A 26,915-nucleotide genomic window follows, 5' to 3' on the forward strand; every position below is an offset into this window, starting at 1 on the left:
AGTCCGACTCTATCAGATCCTTTCGGGCCTGATTCCCGGTCAGCGGGGTTTGTCTTCCTGGCTGTTGGGCCGTTCCGACGAGTGAGACTTTAGCGGAATCCTGGGCCCCGACGCTAATCGGGGTCGCGCTCTCTCGAACGCGGATTCCTCATTTCGCAAATGCGCACAGAAAGTCCGGCGACAGATGTCGCTGGCCAGATGTGGTTACTGCGGAATGGCTGTCCGGGGACCGACCGGAGTCGGCGCTCACGTCGGACAACTCGGAGAACACTACGGATGCGGGGAGGCCGTGTCAACCCCGGGTCTGGCCCGGATGGTGGAAGGCCAGGCGGTAGTCGCGGGGGCTGGTGGAGAGGTGGGTGGCGAAGTGCTGGCGCATGGTGATCTCGCTGCCGAAACCGGTGCGGCGGGCCACCTCGGGGAGGGGGAGGTCGGTGCGCTCCAGGAGCTTCTGGGCTGCGGCGACGCGTTGGGTGATCAGCCAGCGCAGCGGGGTCGTGCCGGTGGTGGCCTGGAAGTGGCGGGCGAAGGAGCGGGGGGACATTCCGGCGCGGGCGGCGAGTTCGTCGACCGTGTGGGGTTCGGCCAGATGGGTCAGGGCGAAGGCGCGTACCGCGGCGAGGGTGTCCGCGTCGCGGTCGGTCCGGGGGGTGGGGTGCTCGATGAACTGGGCCTGGGTGCCCGTGCGGAACGGGGCCGTGACCATCGAGCGGGCGATCGTCGCCGCGGTCTCGGCGCCGTGGGTCGTGCGTACGAGGTGGAGGCAGAGGTCGATGCCGGCTGCCGTGCCCGCCGACGTCCAGATGTTGTCGTCGTGGAGGAAGAGGGCGTCCTGGGTGACCTCCACCCTGGGGTGGCGGGTACGGAGGAGGTCGGTGAGGTTCCAGTGGGTGACCGCTCGGCGGCCGTCCAGGAGGCCTGCCTGGGCGAGTGTGAAGGCGCCACCGCACAGGGACGCGATCGGGGTGGCTCGGGCGTGGGCGCGGCGGAGGGCTTCGAGGACCGGGGCGGGGGCCGGGGCCGGCTGGTCGTCGAGGCCGGGGACGACGATCAGGTCGGCGCGGGCCAGCCAGGCGAGGGTGCGGTCGGGGGTGAGGGAGAGTCCGCCGCGCAGGGCGATGGGGGCCTGCTCGGCGGCGGTGCGGCGCAGCTCGAAGGGCGGTACGCCGCGGTCGGTGCGGTCGACGCCCCAGACCTCGGTGATGACCGAGACGTCGAAGGCCCGGATGCCGGGGAAGGCGACGAGTGCGATGCGGGTGGGGTCCTGGGCGGAGTCCGGGTCGGGATCCGGGTCGGATTCCCGGGTGCGGTCCGAGGTGGTCTGCATCGTGGCAGTAAAGCATCGGTCGATGGCTTTTTGACCTCTGGGCCGGGTGCTCGCCGGGCGGCAGGATCATTCGCATGGAGATCACGGAGAACGCGGCGCTGATCGTGGTGGACGTGCAGGAAGGCTTCGAGGAGGAGGCGTTCTGGGGGCCGCGGAACAATCCCGGGGCCGATCGGAACATCGCGGGGCTGATCGATGCCTGGCAGGCGGGCGGACGGCCCGTGGTGTTCGTACGGCATGACTCGCCCAAGCCGGGGTCGCCGTTGCGGGTGGGTCAGCCGGGGAACGGCTTCAAGGGGTATGTGGAGGAGCGGCGCGGCAAGGGTGATGGGCCCGAGCTGTTGCTGACGAAGAGCGTGAACTCCGCGTTCTACGGGACTCCGGATCTCAAGGAGTGGCTGGACCGGAGCGGGATCCGGCAGTTCGTGGTGGCCGGGATCCAGACCAATATGTGCGTCGAGACGACGGCGCGGATGGGCGGGAACCTCGGGTACGAGGTGTTCGTGCCGCTGGATGCGACGTACACCTTCGACCTGACCGGGCCGTGGGGGTGGACGCGGAGCGCGGACGAGCTGGCGCGGGCCACCGCCGTGTCGCTGCACGGCGGTGGGTTCGCGAAGGTGGTGAGCAGCGCGGAGCTGATCGCTGCCGCGGGGTGGGTCGGTGGGGCGGCGTAGGTCGGTGGAGCGGGTCAGCCGTTGCCGGTGGCGAGTTCGCGGCTGCGGTCGCGGGCGGCTTCGAGGGCGGCGATGAGAGCGGCTCGTACCCCGTGGTTCTCCAGCTCGCGGATGGCGCTGATGGTGGTGCCGGCCGGGCTGGTGACGGCTTCGCGCAGCTTGACGGGGTGTTCGCCGCTGTCGCGGAGCATCACGGCGGCACCGATGGCGGCCTGGACGATCAGCTCGTGGGCCTGGGCGCGGGGCAGGCCGAGCAGGATGCCCGCGTCGGTCATCGCCTCGACGAGGAAGTAGAAGTACGCGGGACCCGATCCGGACAGGGCGGTTGCCGCGTCCTGCTGGGACTCCGGGACGCGCAGGGTCTTGCCGACGCCGCCGAAGATCGCCTCCGCGGCGGCGAGGTGGTCGGTGGTGGCGTGGCTGCCCGCCGAGATGACGGACATGCCCTCGTCGACGAGGACGGGAGTGTTCGGCATGACGCGTACGACCGGGGTGTTCGCGGCGAGGCGGTCCTCGATGAAGGCGGTCGTGATGCCCGCGGCCGCGCTGATGACCAGGCGGTCGGGGGTGAGGTGCCCGGCGAGCTCGTCGAGGAGCCGGCCCATGTCCTGGGGCTTGACCGCGAGGATGAGGATGTCGGCGCGCCCGGCGGCCTCGGCGTTGCTGACGGAGTCGACGCCGTAGCGGTTGTGGAGTTCCTCGGCGCGCTCGGAACGGCGGGTGGTGACCAGCAGGTTCGCCGGGCGCCAGCCCGCCCGGATCATGCCACTGAGCAGGGCCTCGCCGATCTTGCCGGTGCCGAGGACTGCGACTGTCTGGGTCATGTGGTTCACCCTCCGGGCGGTGCTGACGGTTCTCGGTGCTCGTGGGCGCCATCCTCGCACCGGCCCTGTCGGGCGGTGCGTTCGTGGGTGGGGGCCGGGGCCGGGGCCGCCCGCGTCAGGGGGTGAGTGGGGGGCGGGCCGGGGCTGATCGCCACGTTCAGGTCGACCGTGTAGCTCTCCTCGACCGTGCCGTCCGGGAAGAGTTCCGCGAACCGGTCGCGCTCCTCGGCGAGGAAGCCCCGCGTCGGCTCGGCGCCCAGGACGAGGAAGGCGGAGTGGCTGCCGAGATTGGCGAGGTGGGTGTCGACGGAGACCCGCCGGGTCCAGGGCACCCGGCGGTGCGCGAAGTCGAGCCCGGACGGCAGGTCGCGTGAGCGGACGGGCGAACCGTGGGCGGAATCGCCGGCCCCGAGGAAGCGGCGGAGGCGGGCATCCTGCTCGGCGATCCAGGCGACCGAGTGGTCCGAGACGTTCCACCAGAGGGCGAGGGCGCCGCCGGGGCGGAGGACGCGCCGTGCCTCCGGGGCGGCGAGGGACGGGTCCGTCCAGTGCCAGGCCTGGGCGTACGTGATCAGGTCGGCCGATGCGGTGGCGAGGGGGAGGCGGTTGCCGTCGCCGCGCACGACGGGCAGGCGCGGGAGCGAGCGGTGGAGTTCCTCCGCCATGCCGGCGCCCGGTTCGACGGCGACGACCTGGGCGCCGCGCTCGTGGAGGAGCCGGGTGGCGATGCCCGTGCCGGCGCCGACATCGACGGCGCGGGCGCCGCGCAGGGGGCGGCGGGCCAGTTCCTCGACGGCGTCCAGGAGCGCGGGCGGGTAGCCGGGGCGGGCCGCGGCGTACTGGGCGGCCGCGCGGTCGAAGGAGAGCGCGCGGGAGGAGCGGGCGGGGGATGGGGGTGGTGTGCGGGACGGGGGTGGTGTGCGAGGCGTATCGGGGTCAGTGGGAGGCACAGGAGGCATGAGGCCATCGTGGCGCGCGCCGGGGGCCTGCGCCGGTGCTTTCGCGGTGTGCCCGTGCGCCGGTGCGCACGGCTTCCGTGTCGTCCCGATGGTGCGGACTCCGGTGGTGCGTGCGCCGGGCGGGCGGCTTCCGTGTCAATCCGGCGTGGCGGCTTCGGCGGCCCGGTCCGTGCGCCGGTACGCGCGGGGCTTCCGTTCGGGGGCGGACTACTTGCGCTTGGGGCGCTTGCCCTTGGTGGTCCTGCGGGCCGCCGGGTTGCCGGTGCGGGCCGAGCGGCGCTTCTCGTAGCGGGCCAGGGCCGTCTCGTACTCCGTGCGATGCAGCTGCTCGCCCGGTGCCTCCCGGAACGTACGGAGGAAGTAGGCGATCAGCGAGCCCACGAAGCCGATCGTCTTGAGACCGCGCAGATTGGCCTCGCGCGCCGGGTCGGCGGGGCGGCGGCTGAATCCTTCCCAGGTCTTGCGGAAGGCGATGGCGCTGCAGATCGCGAACATCAGCACGACCAGGATGCCGACGAAGCCGCCGACGTCGGCGATCTCCAGCCCCTGGTAGGCGAAGCGGAGCACGAAGCAGGCGGCGACCGCGGCGGCCAGGGAGCCGACCGAGGCGCCGACGCGGCGCAGCCCGTAGCCCCCGCTGTGGTCGACCCAGGTCGTACCGAAGAAGCGCAGGGGCTCGGGCTGCGGGCCGGGCGTGGTGGAACCGGGCGCGGCACCGGTGCCGGGGGCTTCGCTGTTCTCGCTCACGAAGTCGATTATCCCCGGGCGGCCGCGGTCCCGGACGCGCCGGTCGCGATCCGGGCCGCGAACCCGGACACCGTCCCGGCCGCTGTCCCGGTCAGTCGCAGCGCGGCGCGATGTAGCCGTCGCTGCCCGTGTGGACGTAGGCGTCCGACACGAACTGGCCGTTGGCGATGTTGTCCCAGACGTTCGAGGTGCCGTAGGGGCCGGTGACCCGCTCCCCCGGCTTCTGGCAGTAGACCGGGACCTTCATTCCGTACGGAAGCGTCCGGACGATCCCGTACTTGGTGCCCGGCCCCGTGCGGACGTTGACGCGGTAGCCGGGCGCGATCGGGTACCGGGTGACGTCGTCGCTCCCGGCGAGCGTCGCCACGTCCTCGGTGATGTCGGGCACGGCGGTCGTGCTGTCGGTCTGCTCTTCCATGGCCATGAGGCCCTCCCCCGTCGAGAGATGGTGTGTACGACGTGTACGACGCGCAGGCTACAAGCCCCATCCGTATCGCACGCACCATCGACTAGGCTCCGTGCGTCGCGCTTGCGGACGAACACACGGGGGTGGGCGATGCCGCCGCTGCGAGGTACCGGAGCCAGTCCGGAAGCGGAGCATCCGGAGTACGCCGGGCAGTACCGTCTTGAGGCACGTCTCGGCGCGGGCGGCATGGGAGTCGTGCACCTGGCCCGCTCCGCCTCGGGGCTGCGGCTCGCCGTCAAGGTGGTGCACCAGCAGTACGCCTCGGACCCCGAGTTCAGGGCGCGTTTCCGGCAGGAGGTCGGGGCGGCCCGGCGGGTCAGCGGGGCCTTCACCGCGTCGGTCGTCGATGCCGATCCGGATGCCGTACGGCCATGGATGGCCACCCTGCACGTGCCCGGCCCGACGCTCTCCGACCAGGTGAAGCGGAACGGGCCGATGGCCCCCGCCGAACTGCGCAGGCTGACGGCGGGGCTCGCGGAGGCCCTGCGCGACATCCATCGGGCCGGGGTCATCCACCGCGACCTCAAGCCGAGCAATGTGCTGCTCTCCGACTCCGGGCCCAAGGTCATCGACTTCGGGATCTCCCGCCCGTACGACAGTGATCTGCGCACCGAGACAGGCAAGCTGATCGGCTCGCCGCCGTACATGGCGCCCGAGCAGTTCCAGCGGCCGCGCGAGGTCGGGCCCGCCGCCGATGTATTCGCGCTGGGGGCCGTGCTCGTCCACGCGGCGACCGGCCGGGGGCCCTTCGACTCGGACAGCCCGTACCTCGTGGCCTATCAGGTGGTGCACGACGAGGCCGATCTGGCGGGGGTGCCGGCGGACCTGGCTCCGCTGATCGGGCGGTGCCTGACGAAGGACCCCGCCGGGCGACCCACCCCGGACGAGATCATGGCGACGCTGCGCCCGCCCTCGTACGAGGCCGCCGCGTTCATACCGTCGCAGCGGCGGCCGGTCACGGGCGGCGGCGAGAGCGGTGGGGACGGGAGCGGTGGGGACGCCGAGGCGGTCACGCATACGGGCGCGGGTGCGGCGGCGCGGAGCCCGCGGGAGGCCGCGTCCGGTGGCGGCAAGCGGCGGTGGCTGGCGGCCACCGCGGCGCTGCTGGTCATGGGGGCCGGTGGGGTGTGGGCCGTCGGCGCGGGCCTCGGTCCCGGCGGCTCGGGCGGGGCCGGGGAGCCGGATGGGTCGAAGGGGGCGGCGGAGGCGTTCTCCCCGTGGCGAACGCCGTTGCGTACCGCCGGGAGCGCGACGCCGGTCTGTTCCCCGGGAGAGGGCTCCGGGGAGGGTCTCGCGGACGGCTCCGGCTCCGGGGAGGCGGGGTCCGGACGGCCCTCGGGGCTGTACTGCGCGGCGGGTGGGGCCGGGGTCAGCCGGCTGGACCCCGCGGACGGCCGGGTGCTGTGGTCCCGCCGCGCCCCGGCCCCCGGCCCGTCGGTCGGTGTGGTGTCGGTCTCCGGCGGTCTGGTCCACACGGCGGTGCCGGGCGGGAAGCTCCGGGCGTACGACCCCGTCAAGGGCGAACAGGTCTGGGACGCGGATCTCTCCCCGTACCTGGGCACCCCCTTCGACGCGGGTGACACGCTGCTGCTGGTCGCCGAGGACGGCACGACCGAGGCGCTCGACTCCGCGAGCGGGTGTCCCTCTGGCGCCACCCGCTCGCCGGGCACCAGCGCCCGGACTACGCGCTGTACGACGACCGCACCGGGCTGGCCTACGCGTTCGAGCACTCGGCCTACGGGTCGACCACGCTGGTCACGGCCGTCGACGCAGCTACGGGGCACACGGCGTGGCAGCGGCGGCTGGACGGGATGCTGACCCCGGTGGGGACCTCGGACGGCGCGCTCGTCCTGACCGCCATGAACGGCGACGCCCAGACCGTCGGGCTCGTCCGCTACGAACCGGGCTCGCGGCATGTCGTACGGCTGGACCTGCCGTTCCGGATGAACGAACCGGAGGTCGTGGTGGGCGGGGACACCGCCTATCTGCTGGGGCACGGCGGGACGCTGGTCGCCGCCGGCCTCCGCCCGGACGGCGGCGAAACGGTCCGCTGGCAGCTGGAGACCGCTGCCGGGCGGACGTCCGCGCCCGTCCTCGCCGCCGGGGACCGGCTGTACTTCTCGGCGGCGGACGGGCGGCTGCTGGCGGTGGACACCGAGCACGGAAAGCTGCTGGGGCAGACGGGTCCACGGCTGCGGAACGGGCGGCTCACGTACTCGTCGGCGCTGCCCGCCCCGGTCGCCGCCGGGCGGACCGTCTTCGGGACGGCGCCCGACGGGTCCGTCTTCGCGGTGGACGGGCAGGACCCCGCGCGCTGGTGAGAGCGGGCGGGGTCCTGGACGTTCAGCGGGCCGGTGCTGCGGATCGCTCCGCCGGGGCGATGCGGCGGGATGGTCCGGCGGGTCTGTCAGCCGAGCTTGGAGACGTCGCGCACCGCGCCCCGGTCCGCGCTCGTCGCCATCGCGGCGTAGGCGCGCAGCGCCGCCGAGACCTTGCGCTCGCGGTCCTTCGGCGCGTAGACGCCGTTCAGCGCCTCGCGGCGTTCGGCCAGCTCGGTCTCGGGGACGAGGAGCTCGATCGACCGGTTCGGGATGTCGATCCTGATCCGGTCGCCGTCCTCGACCAGCGCGATCGTTCCGCCCGACGCGGCCTCCGGCGACGCGTGGCCGATGGACAGGCCCGACGTACCGCCGGAGAAGCGGCCGTCGGTCACCAGGGCGCAGCTCTTGCCGAGGCCGCGGCCCTTGAGGAAGGAGGTCGGATACAGCATCTCCTGCATGCCGGGGCCGCCGCGCGGGCCCTCGTAACGGATGACGACGACGTCGCCCTCCTTGATCTCCTTGCGGAGGATCTTGTCGACGGCCTCCTCCTGCGACTCGCAGACGACCGCCGGGCCCTCGAAGGTCCAGATCGACTCGTCGACGCCCGCCGTCTTCACGACGCAGCCGTCCACGGCGAGGTTCCCCTTGAGGACCGCGAGGCCGCCGTCCTTGGAGTAGGCGTGCGCCAGGTCGCGGATGCAGCCGCCGGCCGCGTCCAGGTCGAGGGTGTCCCAGCGCTCGGACTGCGAGAAGGCGGTCGCGGAACGGACGCATCCGGGCGCCGCGTGCCACAGCTCGACGGCCTCCGGGGACGGGGAGCCGCCGCGGACGTCCCAGTCCTTCAGCCACTCGGCGAGGGAGTCGGAGTGGACCGCGTGCACGTCCTCGTCGAGCAGGCCGCCGCGGTGCAGCTCACCCAGGATGGCGGGGATGCCGCCGGCCCGGTGGACGTCCTCCATGTAGTACGTGCCGCCGGGGGCCACGTTGGGCGCGACCTTCGAGAGGCAGGGGACGCGGCGCGAGACCTCGTTGATGTCGTCGAGGTCGTACGCCAGCTCGGCCTCCTGGGCGGCGGCCAGCAGGTGCAGGATCGTGTTGGTGGAGCCGCCCATCGCGATGTCGAGCGCCATGGCGTTGTCGAACGCGGCGCGGGTGCCGATGGAGCGGGGCAGGACCGACGCGTCGTCCTGCTCGTAGTAGCGCCGGGTGATCTCGACGACCGTGCGGCCGGCCTCCTCGTACAGCGCCTTGCGGGCCGTGTGCGTGGCGAGGACGGAGCCGTTGCCGGGGAGGGAGAGGCCGAGGACCTCGGTCAGGCAGTTCATCGAGTTGGCGGTGAACATGCCGGAACAGCTGCCGCAGGTGGGGCAGGCGTTCTCCTCGATGCGGAGGATGTCCTCGTCCGAGATGTTCTCGTTGACCGCGTCGCTGATCGCGTTGATCAGGTCGAGCTTGCGGACCGTGCCGTCGACGAGGGTGGCCTTGCCGGCCTCCATCGGGCCGCCGGACACGAAGACCGTCGGGATGTTGAGGCGCATCGCGGCCATCAGCATGCCGGGGGTGATCTTGTCGCAGTTGGAGATGCAGATCAGCGCGTCCGCGCAGTGCGCCTCGACCATGTACTCGACGGAGTCGGCGATCAGGTCGCGGGAGGGGAGGCTGTAGAGCATCCCGGCGTGGCCCATCGCGATGCCGTCGTCGACGGCGATGGTGTTGAATTCGCGGGGCACGGCGCCCGCGGCCTTGATGGCGTCGGAGACGATCCGGCCGACCGGGGCCAGGTGGGTGTGGCCGGGGACGAACTCGGTGAAGGAGTTGGCGACCGCGATGATCGGCTTGCCGATGTCCTCGCTCGCTACGCCCGAGGCCCGCATGAGGGCGCGGGCGCCCGCCATGTTGCGGCCGTGAGTGACAGTGCGGGACCTCAGCTGGGGCATCGTCTCTCGCTCCTTCGACGTTAAAGACTGCCTCCGAGCGTACGCCTCCGGCTCCAAGATCTGGACACAGTGTCCGAAATGCGGGATGACGTGCTCGGTGGTTGGGCGGCGGTACGGGAAGGGCGGCCGCGGCCCTTGGTGGCGTTGGCGCTGGTAGGGCGGGTATGACGGTTGGGGCGGGTGCGACGGTCAGGACCTGTGGGGCCGGTGGGGCTGACGAGGCGATCGGGCTGTACGGGACCGGCGGGGCCCGCCGGGTCGTCCGTCATGGGCGGGGCGCCCGGGACGGGGACGATGCCAGGTGGAGCCGGGTGAAGGCCAGCGCCTCCGCGAGGTCTGCCTCGCGTTCGGCTGTGGACATGGCACGGCGGGTGTTGACCTCGATGACGACATGGCCGTCGAACCCGCTACGGGCCAGCCGCTCCAGCAGCTCCGCGCAGGGCTGGTCGCCGCGGCCGGGGACCAGGTGCTCGTCCTTGTTGGAGCCCTTGCCGTCGGCGAGGTGGACATGGGCGAGCCGGTCGCCCATCCGCTCGACCATCGCCATGCCGTCCGTGCGGGCCGTCGCGGTGTGCGAGAGGTCCACGGTGAAGTGGCGGTAGTCGTCGTGGGTGACGTCCCAGTCGGGGGCGTACGCGAGCATCTCGCGGTCCCGGTAGCGCCAGGGGTACATGTTCTCGACGGCGAACCGCACATCGGTCTCGTCCGCCATGCGCCAGATCCCGGTGACGAAGTCGCGCGCGTAATTGCGCTGCCAACGGAACGGCGGATGGACGACCACGGTCGTCGCCCCGAGCTTCTCCGCCGCGGCGCGGGCCCGCTGGAGCTTCACCCACGGATCGGTGGACCAGACCCGCTGTGTGATCAGCAGACAAGGCGCGTGGACGGCGAGGATCGGCACCTGGTGGTAGTCCGAGAGCCGCCGGAGTGCCTCGATGTCCTGGCTGACGGGGTCGGTCCACACCATGACCTCGACGCCGTCGTAACCGAGACGCGCGGCGATCTCGAAGGCCGTCGCGGTCGACTCCGGGTAGACCGAAGCCGTCGACAGGGCGACCTTCGCATCCGGGATGCGCACCACTGGTTCTGCCACTGGGACAGCGTACGGGCAGCGGTACACGGAGCCGAGGGGTCCCGGCGGAAAGTGAGCAGGGCCATGGCGGGCTTCCGGCCGCCCGGCAGCCCGCTCAGCCTAGCGCGGCGCGCTCCGCGGGCAGGTGGTCCAGGCGGCGCAGGATGACGCCCTCGCGCAGCGCCCAGGGGCAGATCTCCAGCTCCTCGACCCCGAAGAGGTCCATGGCCCCCTCCGCGACCAGCGCCCCGGCGAGCAGCTGCGCGGCCCGGCCCTCGGAGACGCCGGGCAGCTCGCCCCGCTGCTCGACGGTCATCGCCGTCAGCTTCGGCACCCACTCCTCCAGCGCCTTGCGGGTGAGGCCGCGCTGCACGTACAGGCCCTCGGCGGAGCGCGCGGCGCCCGCGATCCTGGCGAGCTGCTTGAAGGTCTTGGACGTGGCCACGACATGGTCCGGGCGTCCGAAGCGGGTGAACTCCCCGACGCTCCGGGCGATGCTGGCCCGGACGTGGCGGCGCAGCGCCTTCACCTCCGCCGGATCCGCCGGATCGCCCGGCAGCCATCCGGCGGTGAGCCGGCCTGCCCCGAGCGGCAGCGACACCGCGACGTCCGGCTCCTCGTCCATGCCGTACGCGATCTCCAGCGAACCGCCGCCGATGTCCAGGACCAGCAGCCGCCCCGACGACCAGCCGAACCAGCGGCGCGCGGCGAGGAAGGTGAGCCGGGCCTCCTCGGCGCCGCTGAGGACGGCGAGGTCGATGCCGGTCTCGTCGCGCACCCGGGCCAGCACCTGGTCGGCGTTGCTCGCCTCCCGCACCGCGGAGGTGGCGAACGGCAGGACGTCCTCGCATCCCTTGTCCTCGGCGGCCTGGAGCGCGCCGGTGATCGTCGCCACGAGCCGGTCCACGCCCTCGGGGCCGATCGCCCCGTCCTCGTCGAGGAGTTCGGCCAGGCGGAGCTCCGCCTTGTGCGAGTGCGCGGGCAGGGGGCGCGCGCCGGGGTGCGCATCCACCACCAGCAGATGCACCGTGTTCGAACCCACGTCGAGGACTCCGAGTCTCATGGCAGGAACGCTACCGGGACCTCAGCCTTACTCTTGGCGCGTGCCAAAGACGAAAAAGGCGAAGCCGGGCAAAAACACGAAGAACACGAAGAAACAGAGAACGAAGCAGGAGATGGCGCAACAGGAAGTGACCGGACCGGACCGGTCCGAGGACGAGACCGGGATCGACTTCGCGCGCGCCTGGGTCGAATTCCCGGACCCGGCGGACGACGAACAGATCTTCCGCTGCGACCTGACCTGGCTGACCTCCAGGTGGACCTGCATCTTCGGCAGTGGCTGCCAGGGCATCCAGGCGGGCCGTGCGGACGACGGGTGCTGCACGCTGGGCGCGCACTTCTCGGACGAGGACGACGAGAAGCGGGTGGCGGAGCATGTCGCGCGGCTGACCCCCGAGCTGTGGCAGTTCCACGACGTCGGCACCGGGACGGGCTGGGTCGAGGTCGACGACGACGGGGAACGCCAGACGCGGCGCTGGAAGGGTTCGTGCATCTTCCAGAACCGGCCCGGATTCGCGGCGGGCGCGGGCTGCTCCCTGCACATCCTGGCGCTGCGGGAGGGCAAGGAGCCCCTGGAGACCAAGCCGGACGTCTGCTGGCAGCTGCCGGTCCGGCGTACGTACGACTGGATCGACCGGCCCGACGACACGCGGGTGCTCCAGGTGTCGATCGGTGAGTACGACCGCAGGGGCTGGGGTCCCGGCGGTCACGATCTGCACTGGTGGTGCACCTCGGCGACCTCGGCGCACGGGGCCGGGGAGCCGGTGTACGTCTCGTACCGGCCGGAGCTCACCGAGATGATGGGCGAGGAAGCGTACGAGCGGCTCGTCGAACTGTGCGAGCAGCGGCTGTCCTCGCTGCTGCCGATGGCCCCGCACCCGGCGGATCCGGTCGAGCCTGCGTGACGGGCGGGGGCGGTCCGCCTGACGGGTGGGATCGCCCCGGGGCGACGGGCGGGGCCTGTCGGGCGTGACGGACGTGGCCTGTCGGGCGCGACGGACGTGGCCTGTCGGGCGTGACGGACGTGGCCTGTCGGGCGTGACGGACGTGGCCTGTCGGGCGGGTCTAGGCAAGGCTCCGGGCGGTCCGGCTCAGTCCCCCCGGTCCGGCCCCGGGGCGGTGGGGCTCGTGGAGTCGGACGGGTCCGGGGACGGCGAGGGGTGACCGGTCGGGTCCGGGTCCGTCGGTGACGGCGTCGGGTCGCCGGGGCCGGATGTCGGGCCGGTCGACGGCGTGGGATCCGGCGAGGAGACGGGCGGCTCCGAAGGTCCGGGGGTGGCGGAGGGTTCGGCCGGGTGTCCCGGGCCGCCGGGCGAGGGCGCCGACCCATGCCCCCGGATCACCACCGCCGACCCCGAGGGGGCGAGGGCGATGCGCGCGCTCCACGGACCGGCCGGTTCCCGGCGGTGGTCCACGAGGACGTGCAGGGTCACGCTCTCGCCCGCGGCGAGCGTGCCCGAGGAGCGGCTCAGCCGCACCCAGGACACATCCGCGCGAGCCGACCAGGCGACCGGCGCGCCGCCCGAAGCGGTCAGCCGGATCAGGGTCCTGCCGGCGGACGAGCGGGCCTCGACGGTGAGCCCGCCGGCGCCGTGGCCCGAGCTGATCACCTCCGCCGAGACGTCCGGGGCGCGGCCGTCCTCGAAGCGGGCGCCGGGCTGGGGACGGGCATTGCCCGCGTTCTCGTAGGGGCCGTCCGGGCCGCCCTCGGAGCCGTGCCGGCCGTCGGTCTCGGTGGCGGTGACCGATGCGCCCTCGTGGCCCTCCCCGGTCAGCGGCGCACCGCGGTAGGCGGTCCACAGCGCGATCACCGGGGCGGCGACGACCGTCGCCACCACCGTCGTCGTCACGACCCTGGCCCGCAGCCGGTCCCGGCGCGCGGCGTGGTCCTTCGGATCCATGGGAAAGCCCGCCCGGTCGAAGCGCGGGCCGCCGGAGCGGGTGCGCTGGGCGCGGACCATCGCGACGTACGCCGAGGGCCGGGGCGCCTCGACGACCGGCAGCGCGGCGGCCTGGGTGACGGCGGCACCGGGCCACGGGCCCTGGGCCCCGGCCCGTTCGGCGGCCCGGCGGCAGCGGGGGCAGTCGTCGACATGGCGGACGAGTTCGCGGCGCAGGGCGGCGGAGAGCAGGACGCGGTGTTCACCGGTGAGCCGGGCGACCGTGGGGCAGTTGCCGGTCTCGACGACGGCGAGGGCGGCGCGGGTGCGTTCCACCTCGCAGGCCGCGGCGGCCAGGAGCTCACGGGCGGCCGCCGGGTCGAGGCCCAGGACGGCGGCGACGGCGCGCGGGGCGAGACGGTGGCGCACGGCGAGTTCGAGTGCTTCGCGCTGCTCGGGGGTGGTGCCCGCGGCCTCGGGCCAGGCCAGCTGGGCGAGTTCGCGGCGGTGCGCCTCGGCGGCGTCGGTCTCGGGGGCGTGGGCGGGGCCGAGGGGGGCGCCGCCCGGTGTGAACGCGGGGGTGGCAGGGGTCTTCGCGGCGACTGCCGGGGGCATACGGCGTCCGGCGCGCGCCCCCTGGGTGGCCGTTGCGCCGGGCTGCTTGCCCGGCGGCCCGCCCGCCCGCTTCGTCTCCTGCTTCGACGGCTTCGAGGCCTTCGACGATTTCGACGACGGCGCCTGCTTCGACGCAAGCCTCCCCGGCTGCTTCCCGGCCTTGTGCCGGTGCGCCTGGAGGCCCTGTTTCTGCTCGGCGAGCCTGCGCATGCACATCCATCTGGCCAGCGCGTACAGCCAGGATTTACGTTCCTCCTCGCCCTCCGGGCACCGGCCGCCCTGCCGTTCCGCGATCGCGAGCACACCGCCGAGCGCCTCGATGGCGGCATCGTGGTCGCAGAGCACGGAGAGGCAGTAGGTGAAGAGGCCGTCGAGATGCGGCTCGTAACGGGCGGGCGGCCGGCGCGGCGAAGAGTGCGTCGCGAGACGGGGCGCACCGCGCCGCTCCCGGTGTGCGCCGGTGGTGTGCGTGGGGGGCTCCAGACCGCTGCTCGTCACCTTGCGACCGTAGGCAGCACTGGGCACACCTTTAGCTCCTCTTCAGCACTTTTAACCCTTACGGGTGAACGTATCCCTCAAAAGGGGACAGGAATCCTGGATTCCGCCGGTCGTGCCACAGCCTCCGGCAGCCGCGTCACGGCCTCCGGCGTGCGTGTCACAGCCTCCGGGCAGGCGCACGAGGCCGGCCCGCGCGCCCGCCGCCGCGCGCCGTCGTCCTACCGCGCCCGACGGCGTTGTCGTACCCCACCTATACGGTTGTGCCATGGCTGCCCGTACGAAATCCGCGAAGGACCGGCCGTCCTACCGCTGCACCGAGTGCGGCTGGACGACCGCCAAGTGGCTCGGCCGCTGCCCCGAGTGCCAGGCGTGGGGGACGGTCGAGGAGTTCGGCGGCGCCCCCGCCGTGCGGACCACCGCGGCCGGCCGGGTCAGCACCGCCGCGCTCCCCATCGGCCAGGTCGACAGCCGCCAGGCCACCGCCCGCTCGACCGGCGTCGGTGAGCTCGACCGGGTGCTCGGCGGCGGTCTCGTGCCGGGCGCCGTCGTGCTCCTCGCGGGCGAGCCGGGCGTCGGCAAGTCGACGCTGCTGCTGGACGTCGCCGCCAAGGCGGCGAGCGAGGACCACCGCACGCTCTATGTCACCGCCGAGGAGTCCGCGAGCCAGGTGCGGCTGCGCGCCGACCGGATCCGGGCGATCAACGACCATCTGTACCTGGCCGCCGAGACCGACCTCTCCGCGGTCCTCGGCCATCTCGACGCCGTCAAGCCCTCGCTCCTCATCCTCGACTCCGTACAGACCGTCGCGTCGCCCGAGATCGACGGGGCACCGGGCGGCATGGCGCAGGTCCGGGAGGTCGCCGGGGCCCTCATCCGGGCCTCCAAGGAGCGCGGCATGTCGACGCTCCTGGTCGGCCACGTCACCAAGGACGGAGCGATCGCCGGGCCGCGGCTGCTGGAGCACCTGGTCGACGTGGTGCTGTCCTTCGAGGGCGACCGGCACGCCCGCCTCCGGCTCGTACGGGGCGTCAAGAACAGGTACGGCGCGACCGACGAGGTCGGCTGCTTCGAGCTGCACGACGAGGGCATCACCGGCCTCGCCGACCCCTCCGGGCTGTTCCTCACCCGGCGCGACGAGCCCGTGCCCGGCACCTGTCTGACCGTCACCCTGGAGGGCAAGCGACCGCTCGTCGCCGAGGTGCAGGCGCTGACGGTCGATTCCCAGATCCCCTCGCCCCGGCGCACCACCTCCGGCCTGGAGACGTCCCGCGTGTCGATGATGCTCGCGGTCCTGGAGCAGCGCGGCCGGATCAGCTCGCTGGGCAAGCGGGACATCTACAGCGCGACGGTCGGCGGTGTGAAGCTCTCCGAGCCCGCCGCCGACCTCGCGGTCGCGCTGGCCCTGGCCAGCGCCGCGAGCGACACCCCCCTGCCGAAGAACCTGGTGGCGATCGGCGAAGTGGGCCTCGCGGGCGAAGTCAGAAGGGTCACGGGGGTCCAGCGCAGGCTGGCCGAGGCGTTCCGCCTGGGCTTCACGCACGCGCTGGTACCTACCGACCCGGGGAAGGTCCCGGCCGGTATGAAGGTCACAGAAGTCGCCAACATGGGCGACGCGCTGAGAGTCCTCCCGCGCCGGTCTCGCGCACAGGCCCCCCAGGAGGAGGGCGCACGCCGGTAGACTTTGCCCTGGTCTCGCCCGTCCGTACGAGCGGTACGAGGGACGTAAGGGCACCGCAAACCTGTGACCGGAGGAGTGCAGTGGCAGCCAACGACCGGGCAGCATCGCCCGGAAAGTCCGGCCAAGGCACCGGTAACGAGGCGCTGATGCGCGCCTCGCTGAGCGCCGTGGCGCCCGGGATGGCGCTGCGGGACGGCCTGGAGCGCATCCTCCGCGGCAACACCGGCGGGCTGATCGTGCTCGGCATGGACAAGACGGTCGAGTCGATGTGCACCGGCGGATTCGTGCTGGACGTGGAGTTCACCGCGACGCGCCTGCGCGAGCTGGCCAAGCTCGACGGCGCGCTGATCCTCGACAAGGACATGACCAAGATCCTGCGGGCCGGTGTGCAGCTGGTGCCGGACGCCTCCATCCCCACCGAGGAGACCGGCACCCGCCACCGCACGGCGGACCGGGTCTCCAAGCAGTGCAATTTCCCGGTCGTCTCGGTCTCGCAGTCGATGCGCCTGATCGCGCTCTACGTGGACGGGGAGCGCCGGGTCCTGGAGGAGTCCGCCGCGATCCTCTCCCGCGCCAATCAGGCCCTCGCCACCCTGGAGCGGTACAAGCTCCGGCTCGACGAGGTCGCGGGCACGCTCTCCGCGCTGGAGATCGAGGACCTGGTGACGGTCCGGGATGTCACGGCCGTCGCGCAACGCCTGGAGATGGTCCGCCGGATCGCCACCGAGATCGCGGAGTACGTGGTCGAGCTGGGCACCGACGGCCGGCTCCTCTCGCTCCAGCTCGACGAGTTGATCGCGGGCGTCGAGCCGGAGCGCGAGCTGGTCGTACGCGACTACGTGCCGGAGCCGACCGCGAAGCGGTCCCGTACGGTCGCCGAGGCGCTGACCGAACTGGACGCGCTCTCCCACACCGAGCTGCTCGAACTCCCGGTCGTGGCACGGGCCCTGGGCTACAGCGGCTCGCCCGAGACGCTGGACTCGGCGGTCTCGCCGCGCGGCTTCCGGCTGCTGGCGAAGGTGCCGCGGCTGCCCGGGGCGATCATCGACCGGCTGGTGGAGCACTTCGGCGGTCTCCAGAAGCTGCTCGCCGCCAGCGTGGACGACCTCCAGACGGTGGACGGCGTCGGCGAGGCACGGGCCCGCAGCGTGCGCGAGGGGCTGTCCCGGCTGGCCGAGTCGTCGATCCTCGAACGGTACGTGTAGCGCGCGGACGGTACGCGCGGCGCGCGGACGCCACCGAAGGACGGCGGACGCGACCTCAGAACAGCGGATGCCACCGCAGGACGAACGGGGCCCGGGAGACCGGGCCCCGCCGCGTTTCCCAGGCCCGTTCCGGCGTCCCGGCCGCCCGCGCGGTACCGCCCGCCCGGGACCGCCCGCTCAGTCCTTCGCGAGGACGAACGAGGCGCGCTGCACCGGCTCGCCCGGCGCCTTCGCCTCGACCAGGTACGTACCGGGCCCCGCCGTCCCCGCGGGCGGTGTCGCGCAGTGCGGGGAGCTCTTCTTCCGGTCCCACTCCACGGTGTGGACGACGGTCTCGCCCGCCGGGACCTTCAGCAGCAGGGCGGCCGCCTCGCGCGGGCAGTCCTTGGAGGACCACACCTGGTTGTCGTCGCCACCGGCCTCAGTGATGGTGAGCACCGCGCTCTTCGGGCCGAGGTCGGCCTTGCAGGTGGTGGCCGAGGTGTTCTTGAGGACCAGCTTGAACCTCGGCTTCTGGCCGGGGCCGTAGCTGAGCCCGGTGCTCAGGCTCAACCGCAGTGCCGCGGGGGTGCAGTCGGGGAGCGGGGAGGAGGCCGGGACCTGCTGGCCGGCCGTTCCGCCGCTGCCACCGGCACCGCCGGCTCCGGTGCCCGATCCGCCGCCGGAGCCCCTACCGCCGTCGCCCGTGCCGTCGCCGGAGCCCGTGTCCGTACCGTCGCCGTCTCCGCCGCCGTCGCCGCCCGAGTCGCCCGGCTCGTCGCGTCCGCCGGGCTGTTGGGTGATGGCCGGGCCCGAGCCGCCGGGGCCCGGGGTGATCTCGCGCGCGGGGGCCGACCCGGCGGGCCGGGCGTCGTCCTTGCTCTTCTTGTCGCCGCCCGAGGTGACGATCCACACGACCAGCAGCGCGATCAGCGCAACGAGCGTCGCCGCTACGGCCCTCCGTCGCCAGTAGATCGTGGAGGGAAGCGGACCGATCGGATTACGCAAAGATCCCACGGCTCAAACTCTACGAGAGATCGGCGCCAACTCCCGCCCCACCCGCCGCCCCGGGCAGCAAGTTTTACGGATCATCATCACGGGCGGCCCGGATCCGCCCCGTATCGCCGCCGAGTTGGCCATCGGACGGCGCCCGGATGAACTCCCGGTTTCATTGACTACCCTCTGTCACATGGATAGTTCAGTTACGGCCCCGCTCTACCGGGACATCACCGACTTCGCGCATGACATGCCGTCATGGGTGCAGCATCTGGCCGAGATATGGACGGAGCTCGGGCTCCTGGTCTTCGGAGTCCTGTTCATCACCGGGTGGTGGCGCGCCCGGAACCAGGACGACCGCGCCCTGGCGCTGGCGGTGCTGGCGCCCGTCGCGACGGCCTTCGGCTATGTGGCCAGCGAGGTGCTCAAGTCGATGGTGAACGAGGAGCGCCCGTGCAGGTCCGTGGCGGGCGCGGCGGCCTCGCTGGTGACCTGCCCGCCGGCCGGCGACTGGTCCTTCCCCAGCAACCACTCCGCGATCGCCGGTGCGGCGGCGGTCGCCCTGGCGATCGCCCGGCCCCGGCTGGCCTGGCTCACCGTGCCGATGGCACTGCTGATGGCCTTCTCGCGGGTCTTCGTCGGCGTGCACTATCCGCATGACGTGGCGGTCGGGCTGGTGCTGGGGTCCGTGGTCTCGGCCGTGGTGGTCGTCGTGCTGCGCCGCCCGGCACAGTCGCTCGCCCGGACCGTGCGCGGCAGCGGGGCGCCGGTGGCGGCCTGGGCCTCGGGACCGGGCGCGGTGCCTCCCCGCCGCTCCCGGCGACGGGGCAAGCGGCACTGACGCCACCGACGGCACCGGGGGAGCCCGCTTGGGCCGGTTGCCGGACCGCCGGGGCTCGGACGGGTGGCATTATCACCCCAAGGGCCCCCGGCGGGAGCGACACCACCGTACGCGGAGCCGTCGTCCGCCCTTCCGTGCCAGGATCGGCAGTGCGATGACTGCCATGACTGCGACACAGACGCCCCCCACCTCCCTCCATTCCCCCGTGATCGGGTGGTTCGACCAGCACGCCCGCGATCTGCCCTGGCGCCGCCCCGAAGCGGGCGCCTGGGGTGTGATGGTGAGCGAGTTCATGCTGCAGCAGACCCCCGTGAACCGGGTCCTCCCGGTGTACGAGCAGTGGCTGGCCCGCTGGCCCCGCCCCGCCGACCTGGCCGCCGAACCGCCCGGCGAGGCGGTCCGTGCCTGGGGCCGGCTCGGCTACCCTCGCCGGGCGCTCCGCCTGCACGGGGCCGCGCAGGCAATAACGGAACGGCACGGCGGCGACGTACCGAGCGAGCACGGCCAGCTGCTCGCCCTGCCCGGGATCGGCGAGTACACCGCGGCGGCGGTGGCCTCGTTCGCGTACGGGCAGCGCCACGCGGTGCTCGACACGAACGTCCGCCGGGTGTTCGCGCGGGCCGCGTCCGGGATCCAGTACCCGCCGAACGCGACCACCGCCGCCGAGCGCAAGCTCGCCCGTGCGCTGCTCCCCGAGGAGGACGAACGGGCCGCCCGCTGGGCCGCCGCGACGATGGAGCTCGGGGCCCTCGTCTGTACCGCCAAGAACGAGGACTGCACCCGGTGCCCGATCTCCGGGCAGTGCGCCTGGCGGCTGGCCGGGAAGCCCGCCCACCAGGGGCCGCCGCGGCGCGGTCAGACCTACGCCGGCACCGACCGGCAGGTCCGCGGCCGGCTGCTCGCCGTGTTGCGCGAGGCCGTGACACCGGTGCCGCAGTCGGCGCTGGACGCGGTGTGGGACGAACCGGTGCAGCGCGCCCGCGCGCTGGACGGCCTGGTCGCCGACGGCCTGGTCGAACCGCTGGCAGGCGGGCAGTACCGGCTGCCGCTGACCTGAGGCAGCGCTCGCTCCCCGCTCCCGCACAACCGCGAGGCAGCACCCGCTCCCCCGCTGTTACACAACCGATGGACAGCCGTGCGTCGGCCTATGGCTGCTCCGCACAGCCCCGTGACAACTGCTCCGTAGCGTCTTGTCTCGTCAGCCCGACCGAACGATGGCTGGCGGCGGGACCACGGGGATCCACGGGGACGGAGGCGGTTGGAATGGCGCACGGCGAGGTGCTCGCATTCGAGGACTACGTACGCACTCGGCATGACGCGCTGCTGCGCAGCGCGCGACGGCTGGTCCCCGACCCGGTGGACGCACAGGACCTGCTCCAGACCGCCCTGGTCCGTACGTACGGCCGCTGGGACGGCATCGCCGACAAGTCGCTGGCCGATGCCTACCTGCGCCGCGTCATGATCAACACCCGTACCGAGTGGTGGCGGGCCCGCAAGCTGGACGAGGTCCCCACCGAGCAGCTTCCCGACGCGAGCGTCGAGGACGGCACCGAGCAGCGCGCCGACCGCGCCCTGCTGATGGACGTGCTGGGCGTCCTGGCTCCCAAACAGCGCAGCGTGGTCGTGCTGCGACACTGGGAGCAGATGAGTACCGAGGAGACGGCCGCCGCGCTCGGCATGTCGGCCGGTACGGTGAAGAGCACGCTGCACCGTGCGCTGGCACGGCTGCGCCAGGAGCTGGAGAGCCGGGAGGCGGCGAGCAGGGAGGACCGGCTCCGCGAGGAGCAGGTCCGGCCGGCGGGCCGTGCCCCGGTACCGGCGCGGGCGCGGGTGGGCAGGCATACGGACGAACGGGGGCGGGAGCGTTGCGCGGCCTGACAGCCAGCGGCGACGGTGGTGACCGTGGCGGTGGAAGAGATGACGGTGGCCGTGCGGCCACCGTCCGACGTGGCCGGGTCCTGACCGGCTGGGCGGCGAGCGCCACGACCCTGGTCGGCCTCGCCGCCTTCGGGCTGCTCACCGTCAGCTGCTCGACCGGCGGCACCGGCACCCGGGACGAGGGCCCGGCCGGCACCCAGCCGGTCGCGCAGGTCACGCCCAGCGCCGAGCCGTCCTCCTCCGCGAAGCCCGCCGCGCGCATCGATCCCGTCTCCCTGCTCAAGCACGACCCCAAGGTCAGCGAGCGGGTCAGAACGGATCTGAAGCCCTGCACCGGCTCCGCGTACCCGGTGGACACCTCGTACGGCACCATGACCGGCGGGCCCTCGCCCGATGTCGTGGTGAACGTGATGACCTGCGGCGATTCGGTGGGCGTCGGTACCTATGTGTACCGGCCGCAGAGCAATGGCCGGTACGAGAACGTGTTCGCCATCGAGCAGCCCGCGGTCTACGGCACCATCGACCGCGGTGATCTGGTGGTGACGACCCAGGTGTACGAGAAGAAGGACTCGGTCGCGTACCCCTCCGGCGAGGAAGTCATCACCTACCGCTGGGCGGGCAACCGCTTCACCGAGCACGACCGGGTGCACAACGACTTCAACCGAGCCGTCGGCAGCGGCGGAGCGGCCCTTCCGGGGGCCGCCGATCCGGCGGGGAACTGAGAGCAGTCTGATGGCCGAGACCCACGTCCTGTTCGTCGAGGACGACGACGTCATCCGCGAGGCCACCCAGCTGGCGCTGGAGCGCGACGGCTTCGTGGTGACCGCCATGCCCGACGGCCTGTCGGGCCTCGAAGCGTTCCGGGCCGACCGCCCCGACATCGCCCTGCTCGATGTGATGGTGCCGGGGCTCGACGGGGTCAGCCTCTGCCGTCGCATCCGCGACGAGTCGACGGTGCCCGTGATCATGCTGTCCGCCCGCGCGGACTCGATCGATGTGGTGCTCGGCCTGGAGGCCGGCGCCGACGACTACGTCACCAAGCCCTTCGACGGGGCGGTCCTGGTCGCCCGGATCCGGGCCGTGCTGCGCCGCTTCGGCCATGCCTCGGGCGGGCAGCCGGGGATCGGGGAGCCGGAGCAGCGGCCCGTGGGCGGGGTGCTGGTCTTCGGTGATCTGGAGGTCGACACCGAGGGCATGGCGGTCCACCGCGGCGGTGAACAGGTGGCGCTGACACCGACCGAGATGCGGCTGCTGCTGGAGTTCTCCGCGGCGCCCGGCACGGTGCTCTCCCGCGACAAGCTCCTGGAGCGGGTATGGGACTACGGATGGGGCGGTGACACCCGGGTCGTGGACGTCCATGTGCAGCGGCTGCGCACCAAGATCGGCCAGGAACGGATCGAGACGGTCCGCGGCTTCGGCTACAAACTCCGGCCGTGAAGCGGCCCGCCCTGCGGACGGGAGTCCGCTGGAAGATCAGCATCGCGATCGCGGCGGTCGGAGCGCTGACCGCGGTCGCGCTCAGCTTCGTCGTCCACAACGCGGCCCGGGTCTCGATGCTGGAGAACGCCCGCGAGGTCCAGCTGGACCGGCTGACGTACGCGCAGCTGCTGTACGAGGCGACGAAGACGAAGAAGGCCGACCTCCGGTTCGGCGCCAAGCTCAACGACCCGACGATGCCGCGCAGCCTGCGCGCGGAGACCGCCAGGAACCGGCGGGCCACCCATGTCGACGAGTCCGCCGAGGGGGTGCCGGACGTCTGGGCGGCGGTACCGGTCGGCCATGGCGACGTGCTCTCGCTGCACACCCGGTTCGCGGGCCGCTCCGCCACGATCATGGGCGACCTCGACCGGGCGTTGATCATCGGCTCGGTCTCGGTGGTGTTCGGCGGCTGTGCGCTGGGCGTGCTGATCGGCGGGCAGCTGTCGCGCCGACTGCGCAAGGCGGCGGCCGCGGCGGGCAAGGTCGCGCAGGGCAATACGGAGGTACGGGTCAGGGAGGCCGTCGGCGGGGTCGTCCAGGACGAGACCGATGAGCTGGCCGCCGCGGTGGACGCGCTGACGGACGCGCTGAACGCGCGGATCGAGGCGGAGCGCCGGGTCACCGCGGACATCGCGCACGAGCTGCGTACGCCGGTGACCGGTCTGCTGACGGCGGCCGAGCTGCTGCCGCCCGGCCGCCCCACCGAGCTGGTGCGGGACCGGGCGCAGGCGATGCGCACGCTGGTCGAGGACGTGCTGGAGGTGGCCCGGCTGGACAGCGCGTCGGAGCGGGCCGAGCTCCAGGAGCTCGCGCTCGGGGAGTTCGTCAGCCGGCGGATCGCGCTGCTGGACCCGGATGTACGGGTGCGGGTGGTGCACGAGTCCTGGGTCAACACCGATCCGCGCCGGCTGGAGCGGATCCTCGGCAATCTGCTGGGCAACGCCGCCAAGCACGGCGCGACCCCGGTGGAGGTCACGGTCGAGGGCCGGGTGGTCCGGATCCGCGATCACGGTTCCGGGTTCCCGGCGGCGCTGCTGCGCGAGGGGCCGAGCCGGTTCCGTACCGGCAGCAGTGACCGGGCCGGTCACGGGCACGGTCTCGGGCTGACGATCGCGGCCGGTCAGGCGCGGGTCCTGGGGGCCCGGCTGACCTTCCGCAACGCGGCGCCGGAGGGGGCCGCGGAGGGCACGGGCGCGATCGCGGTGCTGTGGCTGCCCGAGCACGCGCCGACGAACACCGGCAGCTTCCCGATGCTCCAGGTGGCCGAGCAGCGGGGCCCGGACGACGACGAGGCACAGGGCGCTGAGCCGGGCCTCGGGCGGTCCGGCGGCTGAGCCCCTGGTACGGCAGATACGGCAGAGGCTCCCGGGGCGTGCCCCGGGAGCCTCTGCCGTACGCCGTGCGGGATCAGACGGCCTCGGCCTCGGCCTGCTTGGTCACCGGGCCCGCTCCGCGCAGCGGCACCTCCTTGACGAAGACCGAGGCGACCAGCGCGACCAGGGCGACCGAGGCGCCCACGAGGAACGCGAGGTGCGTGCCGGACGACACCGCGAACTGGTAGGCCTCGCGCGCCGCGTCCGGCAGCTTCGCCAGGCTCGCCGCGTCCAGCTGCGCGGACTGCTCGGTGGCCGCACCGCCGCCGCGGGCCACCATCTCGTCCTGCACCCGGCCGGTGAACAGCGCGCCCATGATCGCGACGCCGAAGGAGCTGCCGAGCGAGCGGAAGAGGGTCGCCCCGGAGGAGGCGACGCCCATGTCCTTCATCTCCACGCTGTTCTGGGCGACGAGCATCGTGATCTGCATCAGGAAGCCCATGCCCGCGCCGAGCACCGCCATGTAGACGCCGGAGGTGAACCGGGTGGTGTCGACGTCCATCCGGGAGAGCAGGAAGAGACCGGTCACCATCAGCACGGAGCCGATCACGGGGAAGATCTTGTACTTGCCGGTGCTGGTGGTGACCCGTCCGGCGATCAGCGAGACGGCCATCATCGCCAGCAGCATCGGCAGGAGCAGCAGACCCGAGTTGGTGGCCGAGGCGCCCTGGACGGACTGCTGGTACAGCGGCAGGAAGAGCACCGCGCCGAACATCACGAAGCCCGCCACGAAGCCGACGACGGACATCAGGGTGAAGTTGCGGCTGCGGAAGACGCGCAGCGGAATGATCGGTTCTGCTGCCTTGGTCTCGACGAAGACGAAGCCTACGAGCGCGACGACGCCGATCGCGATGAGCTCCATGATCATGGCGGAGTTCCAGTCGTACTCCGTACCGCCCCAGGTGGTCACCAGGACGATCGCGGTGATGCCGAGGGTCAGCAGTCCCGCGCCGAGGTAGTCGATCTTGCCCTGGGCGCCCTTCCGCTTGGGCAGGTGCAGCACGATGGTGACCATGGCGAGGGCGATCGCGCCCAGCGGCAGGTTTATGTAGAAGCTCCAGCGCCAGCCGAGGTGGTCGGTGATGGTGCCGCCGACCAGCGGTCCGCCGATCATGGCGATGGCCATGACGCCGGCCATCATGCCCTGGTACTTGCCGCGCTCGCGGGGCGGTACGAGGTCACCGATGATCGCCATGACGCCGACCATCAGGCCGCCCGCGCCGAGCCCCTGGACCGCCCGGAAACCGATCAGCTGGCCCATGTCCTGGGACATTCCGCTCAGCACCGAGCCGGCCAGGAAGATCACGATGGACGTGAGGAAGATGCCCTTGCGCCCGTACATGTCGCCGAGCTTGCCCCAGATGGGGGTGGAGGCGGCGGTGGCCAGGGTGTACGCGGTGACGACCCAGGACAGGTGCTCCATGCCGCCGAGGTCGCCGACGATGGTCGGCATCGCCGTGCCGACGATCAGGTTGTCCAGCATGGCGAGCAGCATCGTGATCATCAGGGCGAGCATCACCGCCCTGACGCTCCGCTGCGGCGTCTCGGGTTTCGCGGCCGGACGGTCGGCGACGGCCGCCGTCCCGACGGCCGCCTTCTTCAGATCGGACATTGGTCCCCACTCCCCTGATCCCCGGTACGGGCCAGACACTTACTTGCCGCCCGGCTAGTAACTACACTGGGGAAAGTAGACCCCCAACTAGCCGGGCGTCAAGTAAGTTCGTGAGGGAGAGTTTCATGGGGAGCACGCCGCAGCAGCGCCGTGGCAACACGCGCCAGCGCATTCAGGACGTCGCCCTGGAGCTCTTCGCCGAACAGGGCTACGAGAAGACCTCGCTCCGCGAGATCTCCGAGCGGCTCGATGTCACCAAGGCCGCGCTGTACTACCACTTCAAGACCAAGGAAGACATCCTGGTCAGCATCTTCGAGGACCTCAACCGCCCGGTCGAGGAGCTGCTCGCCTGGGGCAAGGAGCAGCCGCGCACCCTGGAGACGAAGAAGGAGATCCTCAGCCGCTACAGCGAGGCCCTGGTGGCCGCCGCCCCGCTGTTCCGCTTCATGCAGGAGAACCAGGCGGCCGTACGGGAACTGAGCATCGGGCAGACCATCAAGGAGCGCGTCGTCGCCCTGGTCGACCTGATCCAGGAACCCGGCGCGTCAATGACCGACCATGTGCGCTGCTCCACCGCGCTCTTCGCGACGCACGCGGGCATGTTCGCCCTCAAAGACCTCGAAGGCGACCCCGAGGAGAAGCGCAAGGCCGTCCTCGAAGTCGCCTTCGAACTGGTCACCCGGGCACACGGCCGGGATCCGGTGGAGTAGCGAGCCGTCCCCGTCGGGAACGTCCCCGTCGGGACCGTCCCGGTCGGGTCAGACCCGCACGCCCTCCCTGTGCAGGAAGCTGACCGGGTTGATCGCGGAGCCGTAGTCGGCGGTGTGCCGGATCTCGAAGTGCAGGTGCGGGCCGCTGGAGTTGCCGGTGCTGCCCGAGAGCGCGATCCGCTCGCCGGTCTTCACGGCCTCGCCGATCCGCACCTCGATCTTCGACAGGTGGGCGTACTGCGAGTACGTGCCGTTGGCGTGCTTGATCACGACGGCGTTGCCGTACGCCGGACCGTCGCCGCCGCCGTTGGGGCCGGCCTTCACGACGATGCCGGTGTGCGCGGCGCGGACCTTGGTGCCGGTCGGCACGGCGAAGTCCTGGCCGGAGTGCTTGTGGGCCCAGCGGCTGCCGTCGTTGCCGAAGCTCGCGCTCAGCTCGTAGCGGCTGACCGGGGCTCCCCAGCCGTGGGTCTTCTTCAGGGCGGCCTTCTTCGCCGCGGCCGCCTTCTTGACCGCCGCCGCCTTCTTGGCCGCGACCTTGCCCTGCACGGCCGCCTGCTCGGCGACCGATTGGGCAGCGCCGCTGCCCAGCAGGTTCACACCGTCCGGGGCGCCCGCCGGGGCGGCCGCGAACGCAGCGCCCGCACCGAGAACCATCGACGTCCCCAGGCCGGCTGCCACGACGGCACCCCGGACACGGGACAGGGACGGGCGGCGGGAGTGCTGGAACGAAACGCGCTTCGACATAAGCGGAGAACCTCCGGAGATGACTGGACCCGGCG

Annotated in this window: 22 protein-coding genes and 2 pseudogenes; 12 read left to right on the forward strand and 12 right to left on the reverse strand. The window is 72.5% G+C overall.

The features are described 5' to 3' along the window. Positions 1-292: 292 nt before the first annotated feature. The gene (locus tag GA0115234_RS28275; RefSeq protein ID WP_093547362.1) at positions 293-1,327 is read right to left on the reverse strand and encodes a GlxA family transcriptional regulator; all 1,035 of its coding nucleotides are present in this window, start codon (positions 1,325-1,327) and stop codon (positions 293-295) included. A gap of 74 nt (positions 1,328-1,401) precedes the next feature. Here GA0115234_RS28275 and GA0115234_RS28280 point away from each other — a divergent pair, with 74 nt between their 5' ends. After that, on the forward strand, positions 1,402-2,004 hold the full coding sequence (locus GA0115234_RS28280) for a cysteine hydrolase family protein (protein ID WP_093547364.1): 603 nt from the start codon (positions 1,402-1,404) through the stop codon (positions 2,002-2,004). Positions 2,005-2,018: 14 nt separating this feature from the next. Here GA0115234_RS28280 and proC read toward each other — a convergent pair whose 3' ends face one another. The 4 genes and pseudogenes from proC to GA0115234_RS28300 all read right to left on the reverse strand — a co-directional run bounded on the left by proC (position 2,019) and on the right by GA0115234_RS28300 (position 4,958). After that, a complete protein-coding gene (proC, locus tag GA0115234_RS28285; protein ID WP_093547366.1) occupies positions 2,019-2,828 on the reverse strand; it encodes a pyrroline-5-carboxylate reductase in 810 nt (269 codons plus the stop codon). A 143-nt stretch (positions 2,829-2,971) separates the two neighbouring features. After that, positions 2,972-3,787, reverse strand: a pseudogene (locus tag GA0115234_RS28290) (class I SAM-dependent methyltransferase); the annotation flags it as partial. A 207-nt stretch (positions 3,788-3,994) separates the two neighbouring features. Further along, positions 3,995-4,534 carry a hypothetical protein gene (locus tag GA0115234_RS28295; RefSeq protein WP_093547370.1) on the reverse strand — a complete coding sequence of 180 codons (540 nt, stop codon included), beginning with the start codon at positions 4,532-4,534 and terminating at the stop codon, positions 3,995-3,997. Positions 4,535-4,625: 91 nt separating this feature from the next. Beyond that, positions 4,626-4,958 (reverse strand): SH3 domain-containing protein, encoded by a 333-nt coding sequence (locus GA0115234_RS28300; protein WP_093547372.1) that lies wholly within the window; start codon positions 4,956-4,958, stop codon positions 4,626-4,628. Between the two features lie 132 nt (positions 4,959-5,090). Here GA0115234_RS28300 and GA0115234_RS28305 point away from each other — a divergent pair. After that, positions 5,091-7,321 (forward strand): annotated as a pseudogene (locus tag GA0115234_RS28305) (PQQ-binding-like beta-propeller repeat protein). 86 nt (positions 7,322-7,407) lie between these two features. On the opposite strand, the gene ilvD reads toward GA0115234_RS28305, so the two are convergent. From ilvD to GA0115234_RS28320, 3 genes are all read right to left on the reverse strand, one after another. After that, on the reverse strand, positions 7,408-9,258 hold the full coding sequence (gene ilvD / locus GA0115234_RS28310; protein ID WP_093547374.1) for a dihydroxy-acid dehydratase: 1,851 nt from the start codon (positions 9,256-9,258) through the stop codon (positions 7,408-7,410). Positions 9,259-9,523: 265 nt separating this feature from the next. Then, positions 9,524-10,351, reverse strand: a complete 828-nt coding sequence (locus tag GA0115234_RS28315) for a sugar phosphate isomerase/epimerase family protein (RefSeq protein ID WP_093547376.1) — start codon at positions 10,349-10,351, stop codon at positions 9,524-9,526. 94 nt (positions 10,352-10,445) lie between these two features. Continuing rightward, positions 10,446-11,393: a Ppx/GppA phosphatase family protein gene (locus GA0115234_RS28320; protein WP_093547378.1), complete on the reverse strand. Its 948-nt coding sequence runs from the start codon at positions 11,391-11,393 to the stop codon at positions 10,446-10,448. Between the two features lie 40 nt (positions 11,394-11,433). Between GA0115234_RS28320 and GA0115234_RS28325 the strand changes: the two genes are divergently transcribed. After that, positions 11,434-12,294, forward strand: coding sequence for a hypothetical protein (locus GA0115234_RS28325; protein WP_093547380.1), 861 nt, complete (start codon positions 11,434-11,436; stop codon positions 12,292-12,294). Between the two features lie 186 nt (positions 12,295-12,480). Here GA0115234_RS28325 and GA0115234_RS28330 read toward each other — a convergent pair whose 3' ends face one another. Beyond that, positions 12,481-14,382 (reverse strand): BACON domain-containing protein, encoded by a 1,902-nt coding sequence (locus tag GA0115234_RS28330; RefSeq protein WP_093547382.1) that lies wholly within the window; start codon positions 14,380-14,382, stop codon positions 12,481-12,483. Positions 14,383-14,647: 265 nt separating this feature from the next. Here GA0115234_RS28330 and radA point away from each other — a divergent pair, with 265 nt between their 5' ends. After that, positions 14,648-16,060 (forward strand): DNA repair protein RadA, encoded by a 1,413-nt coding sequence (radA, locus tag GA0115234_RS28335; RefSeq protein WP_093547384.1) that lies wholly within the window; start codon positions 14,648-14,650, stop codon positions 16,058-16,060. A gap of 80 nt (positions 16,061-16,140) precedes the next feature. Continuing rightward, positions 16,141-17,265 (forward strand): DNA integrity scanning diadenylate cyclase DisA, encoded by a 1,125-nt coding sequence (gene disA, locus GA0115234_RS28340; protein ID WP_093547386.1) that lies wholly within the window; start codon positions 16,141-16,143, stop codon positions 17,263-17,265. A 177-nt stretch (positions 17,266-17,442) separates the two neighbouring features. Here the strand turns inward: disA and GA0115234_RS28345 are convergent, their stop codons facing one another. Further along, positions 17,443-18,261 carry a hypothetical protein gene (locus GA0115234_RS28345; RefSeq protein WP_256088838.1) on the reverse strand — a complete coding sequence of 273 codons (819 nt, stop codon included), beginning with the start codon at positions 18,259-18,261 and terminating at the stop codon, positions 17,443-17,445. A 172-nt stretch (positions 18,262-18,433) separates the two neighbouring features. Here GA0115234_RS28345 and GA0115234_RS28350 point away from each other — a divergent pair, with 172 nt between their 5' ends. From GA0115234_RS28350 to cseC, 6 genes are all read left to right on the forward strand, one after another. Continuing rightward, positions 18,434-19,081 (forward strand): phosphatase PAP2 family protein, encoded by a 648-nt coding sequence (locus GA0115234_RS28350; protein WP_093547388.1) that lies wholly within the window; start codon positions 18,434-18,436, stop codon positions 19,079-19,081. A 154-nt stretch (positions 19,082-19,235) separates the two neighbouring features. Continuing rightward, complete coding sequence (locus tag GA0115234_RS28355) at positions 19,236-20,138, forward strand: A/G-specific adenine glycosylase (protein WP_093547390.1); 903 nt, start codon at positions 19,236-19,238, stop codon at positions 20,136-20,138. Between the two features lie 206 nt (positions 20,139-20,344). Then, positions 20,345-20,959 carry a SigE family RNA polymerase sigma factor gene (locus GA0115234_RS28360; RefSeq protein ID WP_093547392.1) on the forward strand — a complete coding sequence of 205 codons (615 nt, stop codon included), beginning with the start codon at positions 20,345-20,347 and terminating at the stop codon, positions 20,957-20,959. Continuing rightward, positions 20,947-21,681 (forward strand): hypothetical protein, encoded by a 735-nt coding sequence (locus GA0115234_RS28365; protein WP_093547394.1) that lies wholly within the window; start codon positions 20,947-20,949, stop codon positions 21,679-21,681. Before GA0115234_RS28360 ends, GA0115234_RS28365 begins: the two co-directional genes overlap by 13 nt. Positions 21,682-21,691: 10 nt before the next feature. Next, positions 21,692-22,396 (forward strand): two-component system response regulator CseB, encoded by a 705-nt coding sequence (gene cseB / locus GA0115234_RS28370; RefSeq protein WP_093547396.1) that lies wholly within the window; start codon positions 21,692-21,694, stop codon positions 22,394-22,396. Beyond that, positions 22,393-23,772, forward strand: a complete 1,380-nt coding sequence (cseC, locus tag GA0115234_RS28375; RefSeq protein ID WP_093547398.1) for a two-component system sensor histidine kinase CseC — start codon at positions 22,393-22,395, stop codon at positions 23,770-23,772. Before cseB ends, cseC begins: the two co-directional genes overlap by 4 nt. 73 nt (positions 23,773-23,845) lie before the next feature. Here the strand turns inward: cseC and GA0115234_RS28380 are convergent, their stop codons facing one another. Further along, complete coding sequence (locus GA0115234_RS28380; RefSeq protein ID WP_093547400.1) at positions 23,846-25,423, reverse strand: MDR family MFS transporter; 1,578 nt, start codon at positions 25,421-25,423, stop codon at positions 23,846-23,848. 125 nt (positions 25,424-25,548) lie between these two features. On the opposite strand from GA0115234_RS28380, the gene GA0115234_RS28385 reads away from it, so the two are divergent. After that, complete coding sequence (locus GA0115234_RS28385; RefSeq protein ID WP_093547402.1) at positions 25,549-26,133, forward strand: TetR/AcrR family transcriptional regulator; 585 nt, start codon at positions 25,549-25,551, stop codon at positions 26,131-26,133. 48 nt (positions 26,134-26,181) lie between these two features. Here GA0115234_RS28385 and GA0115234_RS28390 read toward each other — a convergent pair whose 3' ends face one another. Beyond that, positions 26,182-26,880 carry a M23 family metallopeptidase gene (locus GA0115234_RS28390; RefSeq protein ID WP_093547404.1) on the reverse strand — a complete coding sequence of 233 codons (699 nt, stop codon included), beginning with the start codon at positions 26,878-26,880 and terminating at the stop codon, positions 26,182-26,184. Positions 26,881-26,915 lie beyond the last annotated feature (35 nt).

The sequence above is a fragment of the Streptomyces sp. DvalAA-43 genome (assembly GCF_900091725.1).
Taxonomy (GTDB): domain Bacteria; phylum Actinomycetota; class Actinomycetes; order Streptomycetales; family Streptomycetaceae; genus Streptomyces; species Streptomyces pulveraceus.